This is a genomic window from Duffyella gerundensis (assembly GCF_001517405.1).
GTDB lineage: Bacteria > Pseudomonadota > Gammaproteobacteria > Enterobacterales > Enterobacteriaceae > Duffyella > Duffyella gerundensis.
In genome coordinates, this window is record NZ_LN907827.1 from 1458957 (window position 1) to 1476370 (window position 17414).

Below are 17414 nucleotides of genomic sequence, written 5' to 3' on the forward strand. Positions count from 1 at the left end.
GTGTGATCGCATTATCAAGCGCAGCGTGCCCGATTGCCATTTGTGTTAACGCTACACTTTAAAGAAAGAAAAGGAGATAAAGATGAACGATGAGCTTATCCGCAGCGTATTAACCGACACACGTCATATCGCGCTGGTGGGTGCCAGCGACAAGCCCGAACGTGCCAGTTATCAGGTCATGACCTATCTGTTGGCGCAGGGCTATAAGGTAACGCCAGTGAGCCCGAAACTGGCTGGCAAAACGTTACTGGGCCAGCAAGGCTACGCCAGCCTGGCGGAAGTACCGGATAAAATCGATATGGTTGATGTGTTTCGCAATTCTGAAGCCGCGTGGGAAGTCGCTCAGGAAGCGATCGCGGTGGGCGCAAAAACGCTGTGGCTGCAACTTGGCGTCATTAATGAACCGGCGGCGGTGCTGGCCAGAGATGCAGGCCTGACGGTTATCATGGATCGTTGTCCTAAGATCGATATTCCGCGGCTGGGACTGCAAAAGCAGGCATAAAAAAACCCGCTTGCGCGGGTTTGATCAGTGACGTAAACGTGGAGCCTGTAATTGCTGGCGGATAGAAGCAGCAAGGTCGTCGAGCGAGGTTTGCTCAGGATGCTCCGCCTGTGCTTCACCGAATATCTGCGCTTCGGCGAGGTAGGTGTGAACCGCTTCGCCATCATCATCCTCCATCACAACGTGATACCAGGGAGCAGAACGCAGCGTTTCGCTGCCGCAAACTTCTTCAATTTTCGGATCCAGCAGCGAATACTCTGGATCGACATCAACAATCACGCCCAGATAGCCCAACAGTTTGTGTCGGACCTGCTGGCCGATTCCAAATTTACTGGCAATCATTATTGTGACCTCCCGATACATGCCGTTGTACATCCGATATGGAGATAAAATCGGCATTTTTCAAGTCACAGAACGCGGCAGGCAAAACCTTTTAAATACATGCCTTCCGGATAGCTGGCGATCACCGGATGATCGGCTGCCTGACGGAACTGCTCAATAAATTGTACATCACGCTGAGCATCAAGCGCGGCATCGGCAATGATTTTTTGAAACAGGTCGGTCGCCATTAATCCTGAGCAGGAGAAAGTCAGCAGAATGCCGCCGGGATTGAGCAGCTGCATCGCCAGCATATTAATATCTTTATAACCGCGGCATGCACCGTTCAGTTGATTTTTATTCTCAACGAATTTCGGTGGATCCATAACGATCAAATCAAACTTTTCACCTTCATCACGATAGCGGCGCAGCAGCTTGAAAACGTCATCGCGTACAAACTGCGCTTTGGTCAAATCCAGACCGTTCAGCTCGACATTTTCACGCGCGATATCCAGGGCAGCCTGCGACGTATCCACGCTAAGCACTTCAGTACAGCCGCCCAGCAGAGCAGAAACCGCAAAGCCGCCGGTGTAGGAGAAGCAGTTTAGTACACGCTTGTTTTGCGCATAGCGACGGGTCGCCAGACGGCTGTCACGTTGATCCAGGTAATAACCCGTTTTATGCCCGGTCTGAATATCGACCAGCAGTTTCATGCCGTGCTCGGTAATCGGCAGTAACGGCGGCGGTATTTCACCGGTAACCGGACCCTGTACCAGCTCCAGCCCCTCTTTTTTACGCACGGAAACATCAGAACGATCGTAGATAGCGCAGTCGGGATAGCATTTTTGTAGCGCAGTAATGATGGCCGCACGTTGATATTCAGCCCCGGCCGACAGCAGCTGCATCACTAAAAAAGTGCCAAACCGATCGATGGTCACGCCGGGCAAGCCATCAGATTCACCAGCGATCAGACGGTAGCTATCGAGGTCGTCACGTTCTGCCAGCCAGTCACGCAGCTGTTGAGCCGCCTGTAATCTTTTTACAAAGAAGTCGATATCAATCGATTCATCCGCCTGCCAGCTCCAGACGCGGGCACGAATTTGCGACTCCGGTGACCAGGCACCTTTGGCGAGCCATTTGCCCTGGCTGTCACAAATATCAATGGTTTCACCCAGCTGGGCTTTTCCTTCCATACGCGCTACGGCGCCGGAAAACACCCACGGATGGCGACGTAACAAGGATTTTTCACGCCCTTTGGCGAGGATCAAGCGAACGGTCATATTTTGCTATGCTTACCTGTATAAAATGAGCCGACATTGTCGGGTGGATACCGCTAAATTGCAATCAGCCCTGAAGGGGAGCGATGTGGAAAAAACAATCAGACGAGCCTGGGTACACGGCGTTGTGCAGGGTGTGGGATTCCGTTACAGCACGCAAAGGCGTGCCATGGAACTTAACCTGACCGGCTATGCGCGAAATCAGAGCGATGGCAGCGTGGAGGTGTTGGCATGCGGCACTGATGAAGATGTGGATGCACTTATCCTCTGGTTAAAAGCGGGCGGTCCGCGTCAGGCAAAGGTGGATAAGGTGCTGGTGGAACCCGATTCAATGACCGACATACCTCCCAGCTTCACCACGGGCTAACTAGAGGCATTTCACCGGCTTGGGCAAACCGGCAATTTTTGTTGCCTGTTTAGCGGGCCCATCTGGAAACAGGCGAAACAGATAGCGGCTGTTACCTTTCTCTTCGCCGAATTGTTGGCCCATTGCTTTAACCAGCATGCGGATGGCCGGTGAGGTATTGAATTCCAGATAGAAGTTGCGCACAAAACGTATGACTTCCCAGTGCGCTTCCGTTAGTTCAAGCCCTTCCTCTGACGCAATGTGTTCCGCCAGTTCTTCACTCCATTCATCGACATTTTTGAGATAGCCCTGAGCATCCAGCGCGATCTCTTTACCTTTAAATAACATGCGTTCCTCCCATCGTAAAAACCGGCACAGTGTACAAATTCCCACATGCAAAAAAAACAGGCTCCGCCGAAGCGAAGCCTGTATCTAACAACTTTATCGGAAAAACAGACGTTTTAGTTACTGCGTGAGAAACCTAAGATGCTTAACAGGCTGATAAAGATGTTGTAGAGCGACACATACAGGCTGACAGTGGCGCGGATATAGTTGGTCTCACCGCCGTGAATAATATTGCTGGTTTCCCACAAAATTGCGCCGGCTGAAAACAGAATAAAGAGAGCACTGATTGCCAGATGCAGCGCCGGGATTTGCAGAAACAGGTTGGCGACAACGGCAACCAAAAGCACCACAAAACCTGCCATCATCATGCCGCCCAAAAAGGACATATCTTTACGGGTGGTCAGGACATAGGCTGAACAGCTAAAAAACACCACTGCCGTGCCGCCAAGCGCTAATGCGATGACATCGCCCATACCCGCTGACAGGAACGAACTGAGAATGGGGCCAAGGCTGTAGCCGAGAAAGCCCGTGAAGGCGAAGGCTGCCAGAATGCCCAACGGGCTGTTAGCTAAACGGTGGGTTAAAAACATCAAGCCGTAAAAGCCTACCAACATGATAATCAGGCCAGGGCGGGGTAGGCCAAGCAACGTGCTGGCAGCCGCGGTGACGGCAGAGAAAGCCAGCGTCATTCCCAGTAAGAAATAGGTGTTACGCAAAACCTTATGCGTACTAAGCAACGAACTGTTTCGAGCTGAAGTAATGATCTTTTCCATGGAGCGCCTCTTTATCAGGTCACATTATATTGGGCTGAGAATACGGAGCCGCCAGAAGCGGGGGAAGCCGTTTTACCCTTCTTTACGCGTAATTCTGGCTGCTGAATAAGCAAAGTGTCGATTATCGCAGCAGCAGAAAGATAATCGCCTGTTTTTCAAGCAAACGATCGGCTAAGTGCTTTACATCATCCAGGCAGATGTTTATAGTTCGCCTCATTGCGGAGGGGTGGCCGAGCGGCTTAAGGCAGCGGTCTTGAAAACCGCCGATGGGAAACCATCCGAGAGTTCGAATCTCTCCTCCTCCGCCATTAATTTTAAGAGCTGGCACCGCGTGCTGGCTTTTTTAATGTGTAACCGGCGACAAGGGCATGATTAGCCCGCAGCGATGAAAATTCACGCAAACGAACCAGTTACATATTGCAGAGTCTGTTGTTAGCGGATAGACTTCTGCTCCAGAAATACCTGAGAACGTGTTCAGGGATGCGGAGGGGTGGCCGAGCGGCTTAAGGCAGCGGTCTTGAAAACCGCCGATGGGAAACCATCCGAGAGTTCGAATCTCTCCTCCTCCGCCATACTATTCTGAAGGCCAGCACAGCGTGCTGGCCTTTTTCGTTTCTGCACTCTCATTAAAATGTGATCGCTTTCACGTCTTATCAACCCCGCCGTTAAAAACAGAACCGCTGTCTTTTCAATCTCCTGCTGACGCTCTCCTCTGTCCGCTATTTTGCTATAGTGCTGTAACGTAATTTGCCTACAGCTGGCATCATTTGCTGGTGCGCTGAGGTAAACTGTGCTGCAGTGACCGTTAAACTAGCCACTCATGACTTCCAGACTTTAGGGAATAAGCAGAATGATCAACAAGTTCAGTCTTTGCGCGCTTTCCGTGCTCGCCGCAATCACCCCCACACTGGCGGCTCAGGCAGCCGAAGGCGATTTGCAGCTGCAACAGGTGCTGCTTTTCAGCCGTCATAATTTGCGTGCGCCGCTGGCGGATAATGGCAGCGTGCTAGCTCAGGCAACCAAAAAATCCTGGCCAGCCTGGGAAGTACCGGGCGGTCAGCTCACCACCAAAGGCGGTGTACTGGAAGTCTATATGGGCCATTACACGCGCGAGTGGCTGGCACAGCAGGGGCTGATCAAGAAAGATCAGTGTCCTGATGATCAACAGGTTTTCGCTTATGCCAACAGCCTGCAACGCACGGTAGCCACGGCACAGTTCTTTATTAACGGTGCTTTCCCTGGCTGTGACGTTGATGTAACGCATCAGGATGCGATGGGCACGATGGATCCGGTGTTCAACCCGGTGATTACCGACGACAGTGAAGCATTTAATAAGAAAGCGCTGACCGCGATGAACGCGGCGGGCGAAAAGCTTGATCTGCAGCCAGCCTTCCAGCGGCTGGAAAAAATCATCGATTATAAAAATGCACCAGCCTGTAAAGATCAGAAGAACTGTTCGCTGAGCAGCGGCAAGAATAGCTTCAGTGCGGATAATGGCAAAGAGCCTGGCGTCAGCGGACCGCTGAAAATCGGCAACTCACTGATCGATGCGTTTACCCTGCAATATTATGAAGGCTTTCCGCTTGATCAGGTCGCCTGGGGGCAAATCAAAACGCCTGAGCAGTGGCAGGAACTTTCCGCCATCAAAAATGGCTATCAGGATGCGCTTTTCACTTCACCTGAGGTCGCACGCGAAGTGGCTGCACCGCTGGTGGATTACATTCGTAGCCAGCTGGTCGATCAGGATAAGGCCACGGCACCTAAGGTTATGCTGATGGTGGGACACGATTCCAATATCGCTTCTCTGCTGAAAGCGCTGGATTTTAAACCTTACCAGCTGCCAGGTCAGTATGAGCGTACGCCGATTGGCGGACAGATTGTTTTCGAACGCTGGCATGATGAGAAAAATAAAAAAGATTTACTGAAGGTGGAGTATGTCTATCAGACCGCCGATCAGCTGCGCAATGCCGAGCCGCTAACGCTGGCCAATCCTGCTAAACGCGTAACATTACAGCTTAACGGCTGCGAAGCAGATGCCAATGGTTACTGCAGCTGGGATCAGTTTGCGCAGGTGCTGAACAACGCACTGCAGGGCACGCCGATGCAACCCGTTGCTGCACCAGCTCCACAGGCTGCGCCTGAACATGCAGCTGCAGAGAGCAAAGCCGCTGACAAACCGACTCAGGATAAAGCATCAGGCGAAAAAACGGCGCCAGCGAAAACCACGCCAGACAACGCTACGGCCAGTAAAGAGAGCACTGATAAAGCAAACAAAGATCAGGCTAAAGAGAAAGCTGCACAACCTAAGGCAGAACAGCCGAAAGCAGAACAGCCGAAAGCAGAACAGCCGAAAGCAGAACAGCCAAAACCGGCACCGGCTGAAAAAGCGCCAGAAAATAAACCGGCCAGCGAAAAAGCGGCATAAAAAAAGGGCCGACATTGTCGGCCCCTTTTTTTACTTCCCGGCGATAACCACCAGTTTTTGATTCACAAACTCTTTAATGCCTAAATCGGATAGCTCACGACCATAGCCGGAACGCTTCACGCCGCCAAACGGCAATTCAGCCGACGTATCACTCTGCGAATTAATAAACACCATGCCGGTTTCAATGGCAGACGCCAGCTTACGGCCGCGTGCGGTATCGGCAGTGAACACCGCGCCACCCAGACCATAATGTGAGTCGTTGGCCAGCGTCGCGGCCTCTTCATCGCTGCTGACAACATACATCTGCGCTACCGGGCCGAAAAACTCTTCGAAGTAAGCCGGATTGTCGCGCGTGATGTCAGTAAGAATAGTTGGCTGATAATAACAACCTTCGCCCTGCACAACGCTGCCACCGCACACCACTTTCGCGCCGTTGGCTACCGCATCGTCAACCTGTTTGGCCAGACGATCGCGCGCATCAGCTGATGAAAGCGGGCCCAGCGTAGTTTTCTCATCCAGCGGATCGCCGATAACGCTTTTCTCAAACGCATCGCGCATCTGGCTGATAAAACGATCGGCAATTTTCTCATGCAGAATAAAGCGTTTTGCTGCGGTACACACCTGACCGGCATTGCTCAGCCGCGCCTGCACACCCTGTCGCACCGCTTCATCAAGATCGGCATCGTCCAGTACGACAAACACGTCATTGCCACCCAGCTCCAGCGTGGTTTTTTTCAGGTATTTTCCTGCCTGCTGAGCAACGGCGCTGCCTGCGCGTTCAGAACCGGTCAGCGCAGCGCCCTGAACCCGATCGTCAGCAATCAGGTCGGCAATCTGCTCATTGGAAATAAACAGATTGGTCCAGACACCTTCTGGAGCGCCAGCTTCGCGCACCAGCTCTTCAAACAGCGTCGCGCAGTGAGGCACGTTAGCAGCATGCTTAGCCAGCACCGGGTTACCGGCAGCAAGGTTTGGCGCCAGTACGCGCATCAGCTGGTAATAAGGGAAATTCCAGGGTTCAACCGCGACCAGTACGCCAATCGGATGATGTTCAATCCAGGCTTCGCCAAGTTCGGAAGGATAGCTCACCGGCTGCAGAAAACGTTCGGCGTGCTCTGCGTAATAACGGGCGATCTGCGAACAAATTTTCACTTCGCCACGGCTTTGGGCAATCAGCTTGCCCATCTCTTTACTGGCAACCTGTGCCAGTTCTTCCGCGCGGCTGTCGATCAGATCGGCCATTTTCTTCAGCACCTGAAGGCGCGGTTGAATATCGCCTTTGCTCCAGGAAGATTTGAATAATTTATGCGCCGTATCCAGTGCGCTGGCAACGTATTCTTCGTTATGTGATGGCCAGGTTTTAAGCAGCTGATTGGTGGCGGGATTGATGCTTTGATATGAGGACATTCGGTGCTCCTTGGTGAAAAAAATAGCGCGGGCGGCATATGTGGCCGCCCGAAAAGGCATTACACGTTCTTACGTTCAACCGTTTTACCGTCCCAGGTCAGGACGTCTTCTTTAGTTTTATCAAAAGCGCGGAACAGCACTTCATCGTTGCCTTGCTGTTCCCAAATCGCTTCGGCTTTTTTCTCGTCATATTCAGCAACCTCGAAAATCGCTTCGGCAATTTCCGTTGAGGTTTGACGCAGGGTTGCCCATTCGCCCACATGATGTTCTTTAGATTGTTGCGTAGCCATTTTGCTCTCCTGTTAAGTCGTTTCCGTTAGGTGTCCGCCTGAAGGGCGACCTGTTGGCCCATTTAGCGGGCAATGACGGGTTTCGCGTCAATAATCAGGATTTTTTATCCGCATCGGGCTGTTTGTCGCCAGACTCCGGCGCATTGTTTGGATCATCTTTCGCCGGTTGCGGTGCTGGGGAAGTTGCCATGTCGTCTCTCCTGTAGTGGAAAAATTATATTGCCTGTTCAGTATAGAAGATGTGTCACAGGCTGCTTATTCCAGAGTAAAACGTTATGGCTAAGAGGCGCTAAGGTAGGGCGAGGCGGGGCATAACGGGAAAGTCAGCGCTTTGTGACAGGATGTAAATTAAGCCATAGCCGGGAGAGAATAGCAGGCGCAAAAGGCATCGCGCCTGCTGTATTTTTAGCCTTTTTGTACAACCACTTCGGTCATCGCTGGCCTGCGCCAGTTTAGAATGACATTCAACAGAATGGCACCAAAGGTGGCGGTGCCGATGCCGCCGAGGGTAAAGTTACCAATACGCAAAGAAAAATCACCGGCACCGAGCACCAGTGTGGTGGCCACCATGATCAGGTTGCTGTTTTGACTAAAATCGATACTGTTTTGTAGCCAGATACGCGCGCCTGCGACCGCAATTAGACCAAAAACTACGATTGATGCGCCACCGATCACCGGACCGGGAATGGCATGGATCAACGCACCGAACTTAGGCGAAAAGCCCAGCAGCAGCGCAATAATCGCTGCGGCGACAAAAGCCAGCGTGGAGTAAACCCGCGTTACCGCCATGACGCCAATATTTTCGGCATAGGTAGTTACACCGCTGCCGCCAACGCTGCCAGAAAGCATGGTCGCCAGACCATCACCAACAAATGCCCGACCCATGTAAGGATCGAGGCTGCGCCCGGTCATGCCAGCCACCGCTTTTAAGTGTCCGAGATTTTCAGCAACCAAAATCACCGCCACGGGCGCAATCATCACGATTGCCTCCATGTTAAAGGTCGGCGTCGTCATCGTGGGTAAACCAAGCCAGGGCGCGCTGGCGAGACCGCTGAAATCCACCGGTTTGCCCAAGCCGAGCAGGTTGGTCATCACCGCATAAAGTGCCCAGGCAACAATCAATCCGACCAGAATGAGCAGTCGCTGAACCATGCCGCGGGTAAATACCGCGACCACGCCAATACAGAGCACGGTCATCACCGCCATCCAGCTGTCAAACATGGAGGAGGAGACGCCACGAACGGCGATGGGTGCAAGGTTAAGGCCGATCGCCATCACCACCGCACCGGTCACCACCGGTGGCATAAGGCGCTCTATCCAGCGCGTACCCGCTTTCATCACCACGATGCCGATCAGCGTATAGAGTGCACCGCAGGCGACGATGCCACCCAGCGCCAGGCTCAGGTTGGGATTGATTCCCTGGCCGGTAAAGCCGGTTACGGCAATGACCACCCCAACAAATGCCGCGCTGGAGCCGAGGTAGCTGGGCACGCGTCCGGCGGTAATCAAAAAGAACAGCAGGGTGCCGATGCCGGACATCAAAATAGACAGGTTAGGATCGAGCCCCATTAACAGCGGCATCAGCACGGTGGCGCCAAACATCGCCACCGCGTGCTGTAAGCCGAGTATGATCGTTTGACCCGCCGGAAGCGTTTCATCAGGCGCGATAATTCCGCTCTCTGTGACCGCCGATTTTTTACGCCATTGAGGAAACCAGGAATGTGCCATCATCTTCTCCAGAGAAAATACGCAGTGACCGCCAGCGGGCGGATTAACCGGCGTCCTGCCGTATAGCCTGAAAAATCCTGTGTAGGTTTTGCCTCAGCCCGCCTGTGAAAAACGCGGTGTCGCGGTGTCGCTCAGCCAGTTGAGCAGCAGGTTATTGAAATGGTCAGCTTCGGTCACGCTCATGGCATGACCGCCGCGCGGCAGGGTGAGCAGGCTGGCATCAGGCAAAGCGGCCTGTAATGCCACGGAACAGTGCCACGGCACCAGCAGGTCGTCCTGCGAGCAGATCGCCAGCACGGGATGATGCAGGCTGGCTGCCAGCGGCCTGAAATCCGCTTTCATCAGCGCTTGTAAGCGGCGGAGCAAGTTGTCTGTCCCCTGAAAATGCGCCAGATTCAGCGCATCTTCCGCCTCAATGCGTTCAGCGTGTTCAGCCATCCAGTCGGCGGGATAGAGAAACAGCGGCTGGGCACGGACAAAGGCCTCCACGCCAACATGGCGCAGCAGATCCTGACGCACCTGAAAGCAGCGCCGGGTATGGGCATGCAGGCTCAGCCAGCCGTTGATCACCACGATGCGATTGACACGCTGCGGATAATCCAGCGCCAGCTGCATGCCAATCAGGCCGCCCAGCGCATGGCCCATAATGTCAAAATGGGTAATGTCGTGCTCTGCCAGCGCGTTGGCCAGCTCGGCGGCCATATCCGTCAGGTGATAGGTTTCCGGCAGGGTGTCCTGACTCCTGCCGGTGCCACGCTGATCGTACTGCACTACGCGGAACTGTTTTTGTAAAACCGCCAGCTGCGGCAGCCAAAACTGGCCCGAACCGCCCAGTCCGGCCGACAGCACCAGCGTGGGTGCATCGTTATCACGTAAACCTGAGATCTCAACGTACATAGCTACTCCTCGCCGCGACCGATATGCGCGATGCTGGCAATTTCGATCAGGGCATCAGGTTTGACCAACCCGCACTGAATGCAGTAGCGCGCCGGTTTATCACCGGGGAAAAATTCGGCATACACGCGATTGACCGCGGCGTAGTTGCTCCAGTCGGTCAGGAAGATCGAATTAAAAGTGACGTCGTCCATGGTGCCACCGGCGGTTTCGACAACGCCTTTAATCAACCCAAGTACGTGGCGCGTCTGCGCTTCGGCATCACCCACGTGCACCACATTGTTGTCGCGATCAAAAGGCAGCGTGCCTGAAACATACAACACGCCATCGGCCAGCGTGCCGGGTACAAAGGGGGCCAGCGGCGTGCCGCTGCCGGCAGGAATAACAACGGTTTTTGGCATAGTGATCTCCTCAGGCGCGACGCTGTAGCTGCTGTTCCGGGCGCAATGCCGCACAGAAGGTGGCGACATCCGAAACCCAGCCGAAAAATGTTTCGATATTAAAAAGGGCAGCCTGCTGAGCAAAAGCCGGGCCCGCCTGATAGGTTGCGTCCTCCAGCACTACGCCGAAATATTCCAGAAAGAAGCCGTCGCGCAGCGTTGATTCGACGCAGACGTTAGTGGCAATGCCGGTGAAAATCAGATGGCGAATGCCGCGACTGCGCAGCATGCTGTCGAGCGGCGTGTTGAAAAATCCGCTGTAGCGCGGTTTCGGCAGCACGATATCACCGGGTTGTGGCACCAGTTCATCGACCAGCTCATAGTCCCAGCCACCTTTGGCCAACAGTTTGCCCTGCAATTCAGGCTTTTTGCGCATGGTCTTCAACGCGTTGGATTTGTGATAATTGGGGGATCCAATATCACCCGCCTCAACATATTCATCATCCCAGCCATTCTGAAACCAGATAATCTGGATGCCAGCCTCGCGGGCAGCGGTCACCGCTACGCTGATTTTTTCAATCACCGGCGCGGTGGCCGAAACATCAAAACCGGCAAGATCGAGATAGCCGCCAGGGGTGGCATAGGCGTTTTGCATATCAACCACGATCAATGCGGTCTGTTCCGGTGGAAATGCGATCGCCTCCGGGCGAGCGGGCAGGGTAACGCTGGTTGACGAGCTGTTTGCGGTGTGGTGAACAACAGACATTATGCCACCTCCTGTGCAGCATCAACGATGCCGGCACGGCACTGCATCAGCGGCTGAATGCGCTCGCCGAAGGCTTCAATACCCTGCAGGAAATCATCAAAAGTGAGCAGCACGCCTTCAGCGCCTTCAACGCGCGCCACTTCATCCAGCATGCGCGCGACGTTGGCATACGAGCCGACCAGCGTGCCCATATTGATGTTAACCGCCGAGGTAGGATCCGCCATCTGGCGTACGTTGGTATCGCTGCCGGAACGCTTGTCCTGCTGACTTTGGGTAGTTAACCAGGCGAGGGCATCTTCATCCGCACCCGCTTTGTAGTGCTCCCATTTTGCCCGTGCGGTCTCATCAGTTTCATCCGCGATGATCATGAACAACACGTAAGAGCCGACATCGCGACCTGCTTGATCGGCGGCGGCCTTCATGCGCGCGGCGGTACCAGAGAAAGCCGTTGGCGTGTTCACTCCCTTGCCGAAGCAGAAATTGTAATCAGCGTGGGCCGCAGAGAACGCCATACCGGCATCGCTCTGCCCGGCACAAATCACTTTCATCGGTTTTTGTGGCTGTGGGCTGAGGCGACAATCGTTCATGGTGAAGAAGTCCCCTTTAAAATCAGACTGCCCGGTGCCCCACAGATCACGCAGCACGGAAACGTATTCCGTCAGGTAGTCATAACGGCGGCTAAAATAATCATCGCCAGGCCAGATACCCATCTGCTCATATTCCGGCTTCTGCCAGCCGGTCACCAGGTTGACGCCAAATCGACCGCCGGAGATGGAATCGATCGTTGATGCCATGCGTGCCACAATGGCTGGCGGCAGCGTTAAAGTAGCCGCCGTGGCATAAATTTCGATGCGTGAAGTGACGGCGGCGAGGCCAGCCATTAGGGTAAACGACTCCAGGTTATGGTCCCAGAATTCGGTTTTGCCACCGAAGCCGCGCAGCTTGATCATCGAAAGCGCAAAATCAAAATGATAATGTTCTGCTTTCTGTACGATCGCCTTATTCAGCTCAAAGGTCGGCATATACTGAGGTGCCGTGGTTGAAATCAGCCAGCCGTTGTTACCGATGGGAATAAATACGCCAACTTTCATAGGAGATCCTCTTTTCGCATGGACAATAAGGGAAGTGCTGGGAGTACCTGGTGCATCTGTACCTGATTAAGTCGTTGCAAGCCCTGTGCCATAAAATATAAATTATTTATAATCAGTAGGTTACTTATCATGCAGCGAATTGAAGTTGAGTAACTGGTCCAAAACAGACCATTTGGTAAAATTTGCTGCACAACAAACAGGCGTCGGTGGACAAAATCAGTGCACCGCGGTTTATCAGGACGCATTTCGCCGTTTAGATAAGAAGGGCGGCAAAAAAGGATGAGGTGACAGTGTGAAAAGTACCGAGAAAGTCTCCACGCGCCGTTCGCGTGCGGTTGCGGCAAAGCGCGAGGCGATTCTGGCCGCCGCGCTGGAATTTTTCTCCCAGTTTGGCATTCATGGCACCAGCCTGGACAAGGTGGCAGAACGTGCCGATGTCTCAAAAACTAATCTGCTCTATTACTTCCCCTCGAAAGAGGCGCTTTACGTTGCGGTACTGAAAGAGATTCTTGACGTCTGGCTGGCTCCACTGCGCGCCTTGCATGACGACCAGCAACCGCTGGATGCCATTCGCGACTACATTCGGCTAAAGCTGGAGGTTTCTCGCGATCATCCGCAGGCATCAAAACTCTTCTGTCTCGAGATGCTGCAAGGGGCGCCGCTGCTTAAAGGCGAGTTGGCGGGTTCACTTAAGGCGCTGGTGGATGAAAAAGCGGGTGTTGTGGAGCGTTGGATCAATGAAGGGAAGCTGGCGGCCGTGAAGCCGCATCACCTAATTTTTATGCTGTGGGCGACCACGCAGCACTATGCCGACTTTGCCACTCAGGTTGAGGCGATTACCGGCCAGACGCTCAGCGACAGCGCTTTCTTCAACGAGGCGGTGGATAATATTCAGCGCATGATCATCGAAGGTATCCGCATTCGCGGAGCATAAGCAGAGGAAACACCATGGATTCTGTGTCGCAGTTCGTGCTGGGTGCCTCGGTGGTCATGGCGGTGCGAGGGCGCCGCTCGCCGCTCTGGCAGTCTGCCCTGTGCGGGGGGCTAATCGCCACCTTGCCTGATTTGGACGTGTTTATCGATCATGGCGATGCGATCAGCAATATGACGCTGCACCGTACCGAGAGCCACTCGCTGTTCTGGCTGACGCTGATATCACCGCTGCTCGGCTGGCTTATTGCCCGTGTTGTCAGGCAAAAAGCCGCATGGCAAAGCTGGTGGCTGGCAGTCTGGCTGGCATTAATTACTCATCCGTTGCTCGATCTAATGACGGTTTACGGCACCCAACTGGCCATTCCGTTTAGCCATTTCCCCTGGGCGGTCGGCAGCGTCTATATCGTTGATCCGCTCTACACCTTGCCGCTGATGATCGGTCTGGCGATAGCGCTGTGGCGTCAGCGCACCGGCTGGAACCAGTTGGGATTGCTGCTCAGCACGCTGTACCTCGCCTGGAGCGTAGCAGCGCAAGGCATCGCTGGCCATCAGGTGAACCGTGAACTGGCGAATCAGCAGATTGATCACCAGCAGGTACTGGTGACGCCGACGCCATTTAATACCCTGGTCTGGCGGGTGGTAATCATAACGCCGGAACGCTATGGAGAAGCCTGGGTGTCACTGTTATCACCACAGCGGCCGTTGCAGGTTCACTGGCATAGTCGCCACGCTGAACTCTACCGGCCATTGCAGGAGGACCGATGGGTTAAGCGGGTTGCCTGGTTCAGCCACGGATTTTTCGCCATGCAGCAGCGGCAAGACGGTGCGCTCACCATCAGCGATCTGCGAATGGGCGAAAATGAGAGCTACATCTTCACTTTCAATCTGGGCAGCGCCACCGCGCGAAATCCACATCCCTCTCGCGAGCCTTCGTCACGCGAATCACTGGCCACCAGTTTCCAACAGCTGTGGCAACGGCTATAAAAAAAGCCGGCAGCGATGCCGGCTTTTTCTTCTAAGGCGAAGTGTTTATGCCGCTTTACGACGACGCAGCCACCAGCCGACCGCCAGCAGGACAAACCACAACGGCGTGACCATCAGCGCCTTGCGGGTATCCTCTTCCAGCGACAGCAGCACCAGTACAAAGACAAAGAACGCCATCACTATCCAGCACATGACTGGGCCCAGCGGCAGGCGGAAAGTCGATTTAGCCACCTGTTCCGGACGCTTCTTACGCCAGGCCAACCATGAGCAGAGGATAATGGTCCAGACAAACATAAACAGAATGGCCGATACGGTAGTGACCAGCGTAAACACCGTCATCACATTGGGGATCAGGTAGATCAACGCCACACCGCCAAGCAGGCACAGGCAGGAGAAAAACAGGCCGGTGGTCGGCACCGCGCGACGAGAAAGACGCGCAAATCCGCGGTGCGCAACGCCTTGCTCTGCCAGGCCATACAGCATGCGGCTGGTAGAGAAGATGCCGCTGTTAGCAGATGAAGCCGCCGAGGTCAGCACCACAAAGTTTACCAGGCTGGCCGCTGCAGGCAGGCCAATCAATACAAACATCTCCACAAACGGGCTGCGGCTCGGCACCACCTGATCCCAGGGGGTGACCGCCATAATTACCATCAATGCCAGCACATAAAACATAATGATGCGCAGCGGAATCGAATTAATGGCGCGCGGCAGCACTTTCTCAGGATTGTGCGTTTCTGCCGCGGCGGTGCCCACCAGTTCAATACCAACAAAAGCAAACACAGCAATTTGAAAGCCAGCAAAAAAGCCGCTCAGGCCTTTGGGGAACATGCCGCCATGATTCCAGATGTTGGACAAGGCCGCCGTACCGCCGCCGGGTGCTGGATAATGCATCGCCACCAGCACGATGCCGGTCACGATCAGCGCAATAATCGCCACGATTTTGATAATGGCAAACCAGAATTCAAGCTCACCAAACAGTTTTACGGTGGCGATATTCAGGCTGAGAAACACCACAATACAGAGCAGGGCGCTCATCCATATCGAAAAACCTGGAAACCAGAGTTGAAAGTAGGCGCTGATCGCCACCACGTCGGCAATGCCAGTAACGACCCAACAGAACCAGTAGGTCCAGCCGGTGAAATAGCCTGCCCAGGGGCCGAGCAGGTCAGCAGCAAAATCGCTGAAAGATTTATATTCCAGATTCGCCAGCAGCAGTTCGCCCATTGCCCGCATCACGAAAAACAGCATAAAACCGATGATCATATAAACGAAGATAATCGACGGCCCGGCGAGGCTGATGGTTTTACCTGAACCCATAAATAAGCCGGTACCAATGGCACCACCAATGGCGATGAGCTGAATATGTCGGTTATGCAGATTGCGCCGAAGTTTTTCCGGTGGCTCCGTCTGCAGGGGTAGGTCTTTAGAACGATCAACCATAGTTGCTTATCCTGTTTTGATGGTGTGTCAGCTCTGCTGGCTGTTAATTTACGATCTTACCGGAAGGCAAGTGGGGCATAAGATAAGGTATTAAGGCATTGCGTTGGTAATAGTTTTTCAGCTTTGCGCGCCTTATCACCGTCACGTGCCTGGGATGACCAGAATAAAGAAGATTATCTCGACAGATTGCACAGATTCCCTCCAGCTGTCGGTAAAGTTGCGTATTTCTGCACTGGCCCGCGCCGCCTGACACTACACTTATTCTCTTTATTCAGGGGCGATGATGTGAAAGGTTTGATTGTGACAGGGCTGTTTATTCTGCTGGCTTATGTCAGCTGGCCGTGGCTGGCTCGGCATATTCCGCCTGCGTTGAATCCCTTTGCACCCTTATCGGTCACCGATCCGCCCGGCATGATTAGCCGGTTTAAAATGAAGCAGTTGAGCACCGATCCTGCAGCCTGCCTGGACGTGCTCAAGCGTGCAGCAGGCGCGGGCTATATTCGTTTTACCCAACCCGCGCCCATGTGGGGCAAATGCCCTTTGCCAAATCCGGTTCGCATTCAGCAGTTTGGCGATGTCCGGTTAAGTAGCAGCTTTCTGGCGACCTGTCCGCTGGCGGTAGCCAGTACCCGCTTCGTGTTGCAGGCGAACGCGCTGGCAGCACAGAGCGAGCTCCATTCTCCTCTTGCGCGCATCGATCATGTCGGCAGCTACGCCTGTCGCAATATCTATCATCGCAGCGAAGGTCGTCTTAGTGAACATGCCACTGCCGAAGCGTGGGACGTGACTGCTTTCCGGCTCAAAAACGGCCAGCAGCTTAGCATTATCAAAAATTGGCAGCAGCCACCTGCTCATGCAGCATTACTTAAACAGCTGTTTACCAGCAGCTGTGATTACTTCGGTAATTCCCTTGGCCCGGAGTATAACGCAGCGCACGCCAGCCATTTTCATCTCGGTATGCGCGGGTTTGGCCTGTGTCGTTGAGCATTTTGCGCTCGGACACAAAGGGCAGACAGAAAAAAGGGCGGCAATGTTAAGGAATTATTACTATAAGTCTTCCCAGTCCTGGCAGCAGTGTTTATCGAGCATGATGATAAAAAGTGAAGACACGGTTGAATTGACGAATTAATTAACCACCAAAGATGAAGAAGCCATAATTTTACAAAAGTTAATTTTAGTCGCGTAATTACTTTCAATGCATTTTACGCAACGCACACCAACATACCTGCGGAAGATATTCACTTAATAGCCGTTAAGTTAACCGACAGCCAATAAGCCTGTGCGCCACGCGTTGCCTGCGCTGGTACTAAAAAACAGCGACCACTCTGTTATGGAATTGCTGAAATCAACACGATATTAATGCAGCCATATTAGCGAAATTAAAGAGTCGACGACATTATAAGCGGCCTCTTTATCTACGGCTCATTGAAAAAAAGTAAGTAAAATCCTATTCTCTGTTATAAGGCTAACAGGCACTGACGAATCCACTTAAATTGTGGATGCTAACAGCGAATC

18 protein-coding genes and 2 tRNA genes are annotated in these 17414 nt (G+C 53.5%); 8 read left to right on the plus strand and 12 right to left on the minus strand.

Going from position 1 to position 17414, the window contains the following annotated elements:
- Positions 1-82 precede the first annotated feature (82 nt).
- Positions 83-502, plus strand: coding sequence for a CoA-binding protein (locus EM595_RS06650; RefSeq protein ID WP_067429342.1), 420 nt, complete (start codon positions 83-85; stop codon positions 500-502).
- Positions 503-526: 24 nt separating this feature from the next.
- Here EM595_RS06650 and hspQ read toward each other — a convergent pair whose 3' ends face one another.
- Together hspQ and rlmI are read right to left on the minus strand one after the other, a co-directional pair.
- A complete protein-coding gene (hspQ, locus tag EM595_RS06655) occupies positions 527-844 on the minus strand; it encodes a heat shock protein HspQ (protein WP_067429344.1) in 318 nt (105 codons plus the stop codon).
- A 65-nt stretch (positions 845-909) separates the two neighbouring features.
- Positions 910-2100: a 23S rRNA (cytosine(1962)-C(5))-methyltransferase RlmI gene (gene rlmI, locus EM595_RS06660; protein ID WP_067429346.1), complete on the minus strand. Its 1191-nt coding sequence runs from the start codon at positions 2098-2100 to the stop codon at positions 910-912.
- An 85-nt stretch (positions 2101-2185) separates the two neighbouring features.
- Between rlmI and yccX the strand changes: the two genes are divergently transcribed.
- Complete coding sequence (gene yccX / locus EM595_RS06665) at positions 2186-2464, plus strand: acylphosphatase (protein ID WP_067429349.1); 279 nt, start codon at positions 2186-2188, stop codon at positions 2462-2464.
- On the opposite strand, the gene tusE is transcribed toward yccX, so the two are convergent.
- A complete protein-coding gene (gene tusE / locus EM595_RS06670) occupies positions 2465-2791 on the minus strand; it encodes a sulfurtransferase TusE (protein ID WP_067429352.1) in 327 nt (108 codons plus the stop codon).
- Positions 2792-2904: 113 nt separating this feature from the next.
- A complete protein-coding gene (gene yccA / locus EM595_RS06675; protein ID WP_067429355.1) occupies positions 2905-3561 on the minus strand; it encodes an FtsH protease modulator YccA in 657 nt (218 codons plus the stop codon).
- Between the two features lie 220 nt (positions 3562-3781).
- Here yccA and EM595_RS06680 point away from each other — a divergent pair.
- The 3 genes from EM595_RS06680 to agp all read left to right on the plus strand — a co-directional run bounded on the left by EM595_RS06680 (position 3782) and on the right by agp (position 5986).
- A tRNA-Ser gene (locus EM595_RS06680) sits at positions 3782-3869 on the plus strand.
- 176 nt (positions 3870-4045) lie between these two features.
- Positions 4046-4133: transfer RNA gene (locus EM595_RS06685), tRNA-Ser, on the plus strand.
- Between the two features lie 278 nt (positions 4134-4411).
- Positions 4412-5986 carry a bifunctional glucose-1-phosphatase/inositol phosphatase gene (gene agp / locus EM595_RS06690; protein WP_067429358.1) on the plus strand — a complete coding sequence of 525 codons (1575 nt, stop codon included), beginning with the start codon at positions 4412-4414 and terminating at the stop codon, positions 5984-5986.
- A gap of 30 nt (positions 5987-6016) precedes the next feature.
- Here agp and EM595_RS06695 read toward each other — a convergent pair whose 3' ends face one another.
- The 7 genes from EM595_RS06695 to rutA form a co-directional block, all read right to left on the minus strand.
- Complete coding sequence (locus tag EM595_RS06695) at positions 6017-7393, minus strand: NAD-dependent succinate-semialdehyde dehydrogenase (RefSeq protein WP_067429361.1); 1377 nt, start codon at positions 7391-7393, stop codon at positions 6017-6019.
- A gap of 59 nt (positions 7394-7452) precedes the next feature.
- On the minus strand, positions 7453-7683 hold the full coding sequence (locus tag EM595_RS06700) for a YccJ family protein (protein ID WP_067429364.1): 231 nt from the start codon (positions 7681-7683) through the stop codon (positions 7453-7455).
- Positions 7684-8088: 405 nt separating this feature from the next.
- A complete protein-coding gene (gene rutG / locus EM595_RS06705; protein ID WP_067429367.1) occupies positions 8089-9411 on the minus strand; it encodes a pyrimidine utilization transport protein G in 1323 nt (440 codons plus the stop codon).
- 93 nt (positions 9412-9504) lie between these two features.
- Positions 9505-10308 carry a pyrimidine utilization protein D gene (gene rutD / locus EM595_RS06710; protein WP_067429370.1) on the minus strand — a complete coding sequence of 268 codons (804 nt, stop codon included), beginning with the start codon at positions 10306-10308 and terminating at the stop codon, positions 9505-9507.
- 2 nt (positions 10309-10310) lie between these two features.
- Complete coding sequence (gene rutC, locus EM595_RS06715; protein WP_067429373.1) at positions 10311-10706, minus strand: pyrimidine utilization protein C; 396 nt, start codon at positions 10704-10706, stop codon at positions 10311-10313.
- A 10-nt stretch (positions 10707-10716) separates the two neighbouring features.
- Positions 10717-11451: a pyrimidine utilization protein B gene (gene rutB / locus EM595_RS06720; protein ID WP_067429374.1), complete on the minus strand. Its 735-nt coding sequence runs from the start codon at positions 11449-11451 to the stop codon at positions 10717-10719.
- A complete protein-coding gene (gene rutA / locus EM595_RS06725) occupies positions 11451-12542 on the minus strand; it encodes a pyrimidine utilization protein A (protein ID WP_067429377.1) in 1092 nt (363 codons plus the stop codon). Before rutA ends, rutB begins: the two co-directional genes overlap by 1 nt.
- 292 nt (positions 12543-12834) lie before the next feature.
- On the opposite strand from rutA, the gene rutR reads away from it, so the two are divergent.
- Positions 12835-13476, plus strand: coding sequence for an HTH-type transcriptional regulator RutR (gene rutR / locus EM595_RS06730; RefSeq protein WP_067429380.1), 642 nt, complete (start codon positions 12835-12837; stop codon positions 13474-13476).
- Between the two features lie 14 nt (positions 13477-13490).
- The gene (locus EM595_RS06735; RefSeq protein ID WP_067429383.1) at positions 13491-14459 is read left to right on the plus strand and encodes a metal-dependent hydrolase; all 969 of its coding nucleotides are present in this window, start codon (positions 13491-13493) and stop codon (positions 14457-14459) included.
- Between the two features lie 45 nt (positions 14460-14504).
- Here the strand turns inward: EM595_RS06735 and cycA are convergent, their stop codons facing one another.
- Positions 14505-15899 carry a D-serine/D-alanine/glycine transporter gene (cycA, locus tag EM595_RS06740; protein ID WP_067429385.1) on the minus strand — a complete coding sequence of 465 codons (1395 nt, stop codon included), beginning with the start codon at positions 15897-15899 and terminating at the stop codon, positions 14505-14507.
- A gap of 285 nt (positions 15900-16184) precedes the next feature.
- Here cycA and EM595_RS06745 point away from each other — a divergent pair, with 285 nt between their 5' ends.
- Positions 16185-16883, plus strand: a complete 699-nt coding sequence (locus EM595_RS06745; RefSeq protein WP_067429388.1) for an extensin-like domain-containing protein — start codon at positions 16185-16187, stop codon at positions 16881-16883.
- Positions 16884-17414 lie beyond the last annotated feature (531 nt).

What these genes read in the sequence shown, in the direction of transcription:
- EM595_RS06650 (WP_067429342.1), top strand. Translation starts at nt 83, where the DNA reads ATGAACGATGAGCTTATCCGCAGCGTATTAACCGACACACGTCATATC.
- hspQ (WP_067429344.1), bottom strand. Translation starts at nt 844, where the DNA reads ATGATTGCCAGTAAATTTGGAATCGGCCAGCAGGTCCGACACAAACTG.
- rlmI (WP_067429346.1), bottom strand. Translation starts at nt 2,100, where the DNA reads ATGACCGTTCGCTTGATCCTCGCCAAAGGGCGTGAAAAATCCTTGTTA.
- tusE (WP_067429352.1), bottom strand. Translation starts at nt 2,791, where the DNA reads ATGTTATTTAAAGGTAAAGAGATCGCGCTGGATGCTCAGGGCTATCTC.
- yccA (WP_067429355.1), bottom strand. Translation starts at nt 3,561, where the DNA reads ATGGAAAAGATCATTACTTCAGCTCGAAACAGTTCGTTGCTTAGTACG.
- agp (WP_067429358.1), top strand. Translation starts at nt 4,412, where the DNA reads ATGATCAACAAGTTCAGTCTTTGCGCGCTTTCCGTGCTCGCCGCAATC.
- EM595_RS06695 (WP_067429361.1), bottom strand. Translation starts at nt 7,393, where the DNA reads ATGTCCTCATATCAAAGCATCAATCCCGCCACCAATCAGCTGCTTAAA.
- EM595_RS06700 (WP_067429364.1), bottom strand. Translation starts at nt 7,683, where the DNA reads ATGGCTACGCAACAATCTAAAGAACATCATGTGGGCGAATGGGCAACC.
- rutG (WP_067429367.1), bottom strand. Translation starts at nt 9,411, where the DNA reads ATGGCACATTCCTGGTTTCCTCAATGGCGTAAAAAATCGGCGGTCACA.
- rutD (WP_067429370.1), bottom strand. Translation starts at nt 10,308, where the DNA reads ATGTACGTTGAGATCTCAGGTTTACGTGATAACGATGCACCCACGCTG.
- rutC (WP_067429373.1), bottom strand. Translation starts at nt 10,706, where the DNA reads ATGCCAAAAACCGTTGTTATTCCTGCCGGCAGCGGCACGCCGCTGGCC.
- rutB (WP_067429374.1), bottom strand. Translation starts at nt 11,451, where the DNA reads ATGTCTGTTGTTCACCACACCGCAAACAGCTCGTCAACCAGCGTTACC.
- rutA (WP_067429377.1), bottom strand. Translation starts at nt 12,542, where the DNA reads ATGAAAGTTGGCGTATTTATTCCCATCGGTAACAACGGCTGGCTGATT.
- EM595_RS06735 (WP_067429383.1), top strand. Translation starts at nt 13,491, where the DNA reads ATGGATTCTGTGTCGCAGTTCGTGCTGGGTGCCTCGGTGGTCATGGCG.
- cycA (WP_067429385.1), bottom strand. Translation starts at nt 15,899, where the DNA reads ATGGTTGATCGTTCTAAAGACCTACCCCTGCAGACGGAGCCACCGGAA.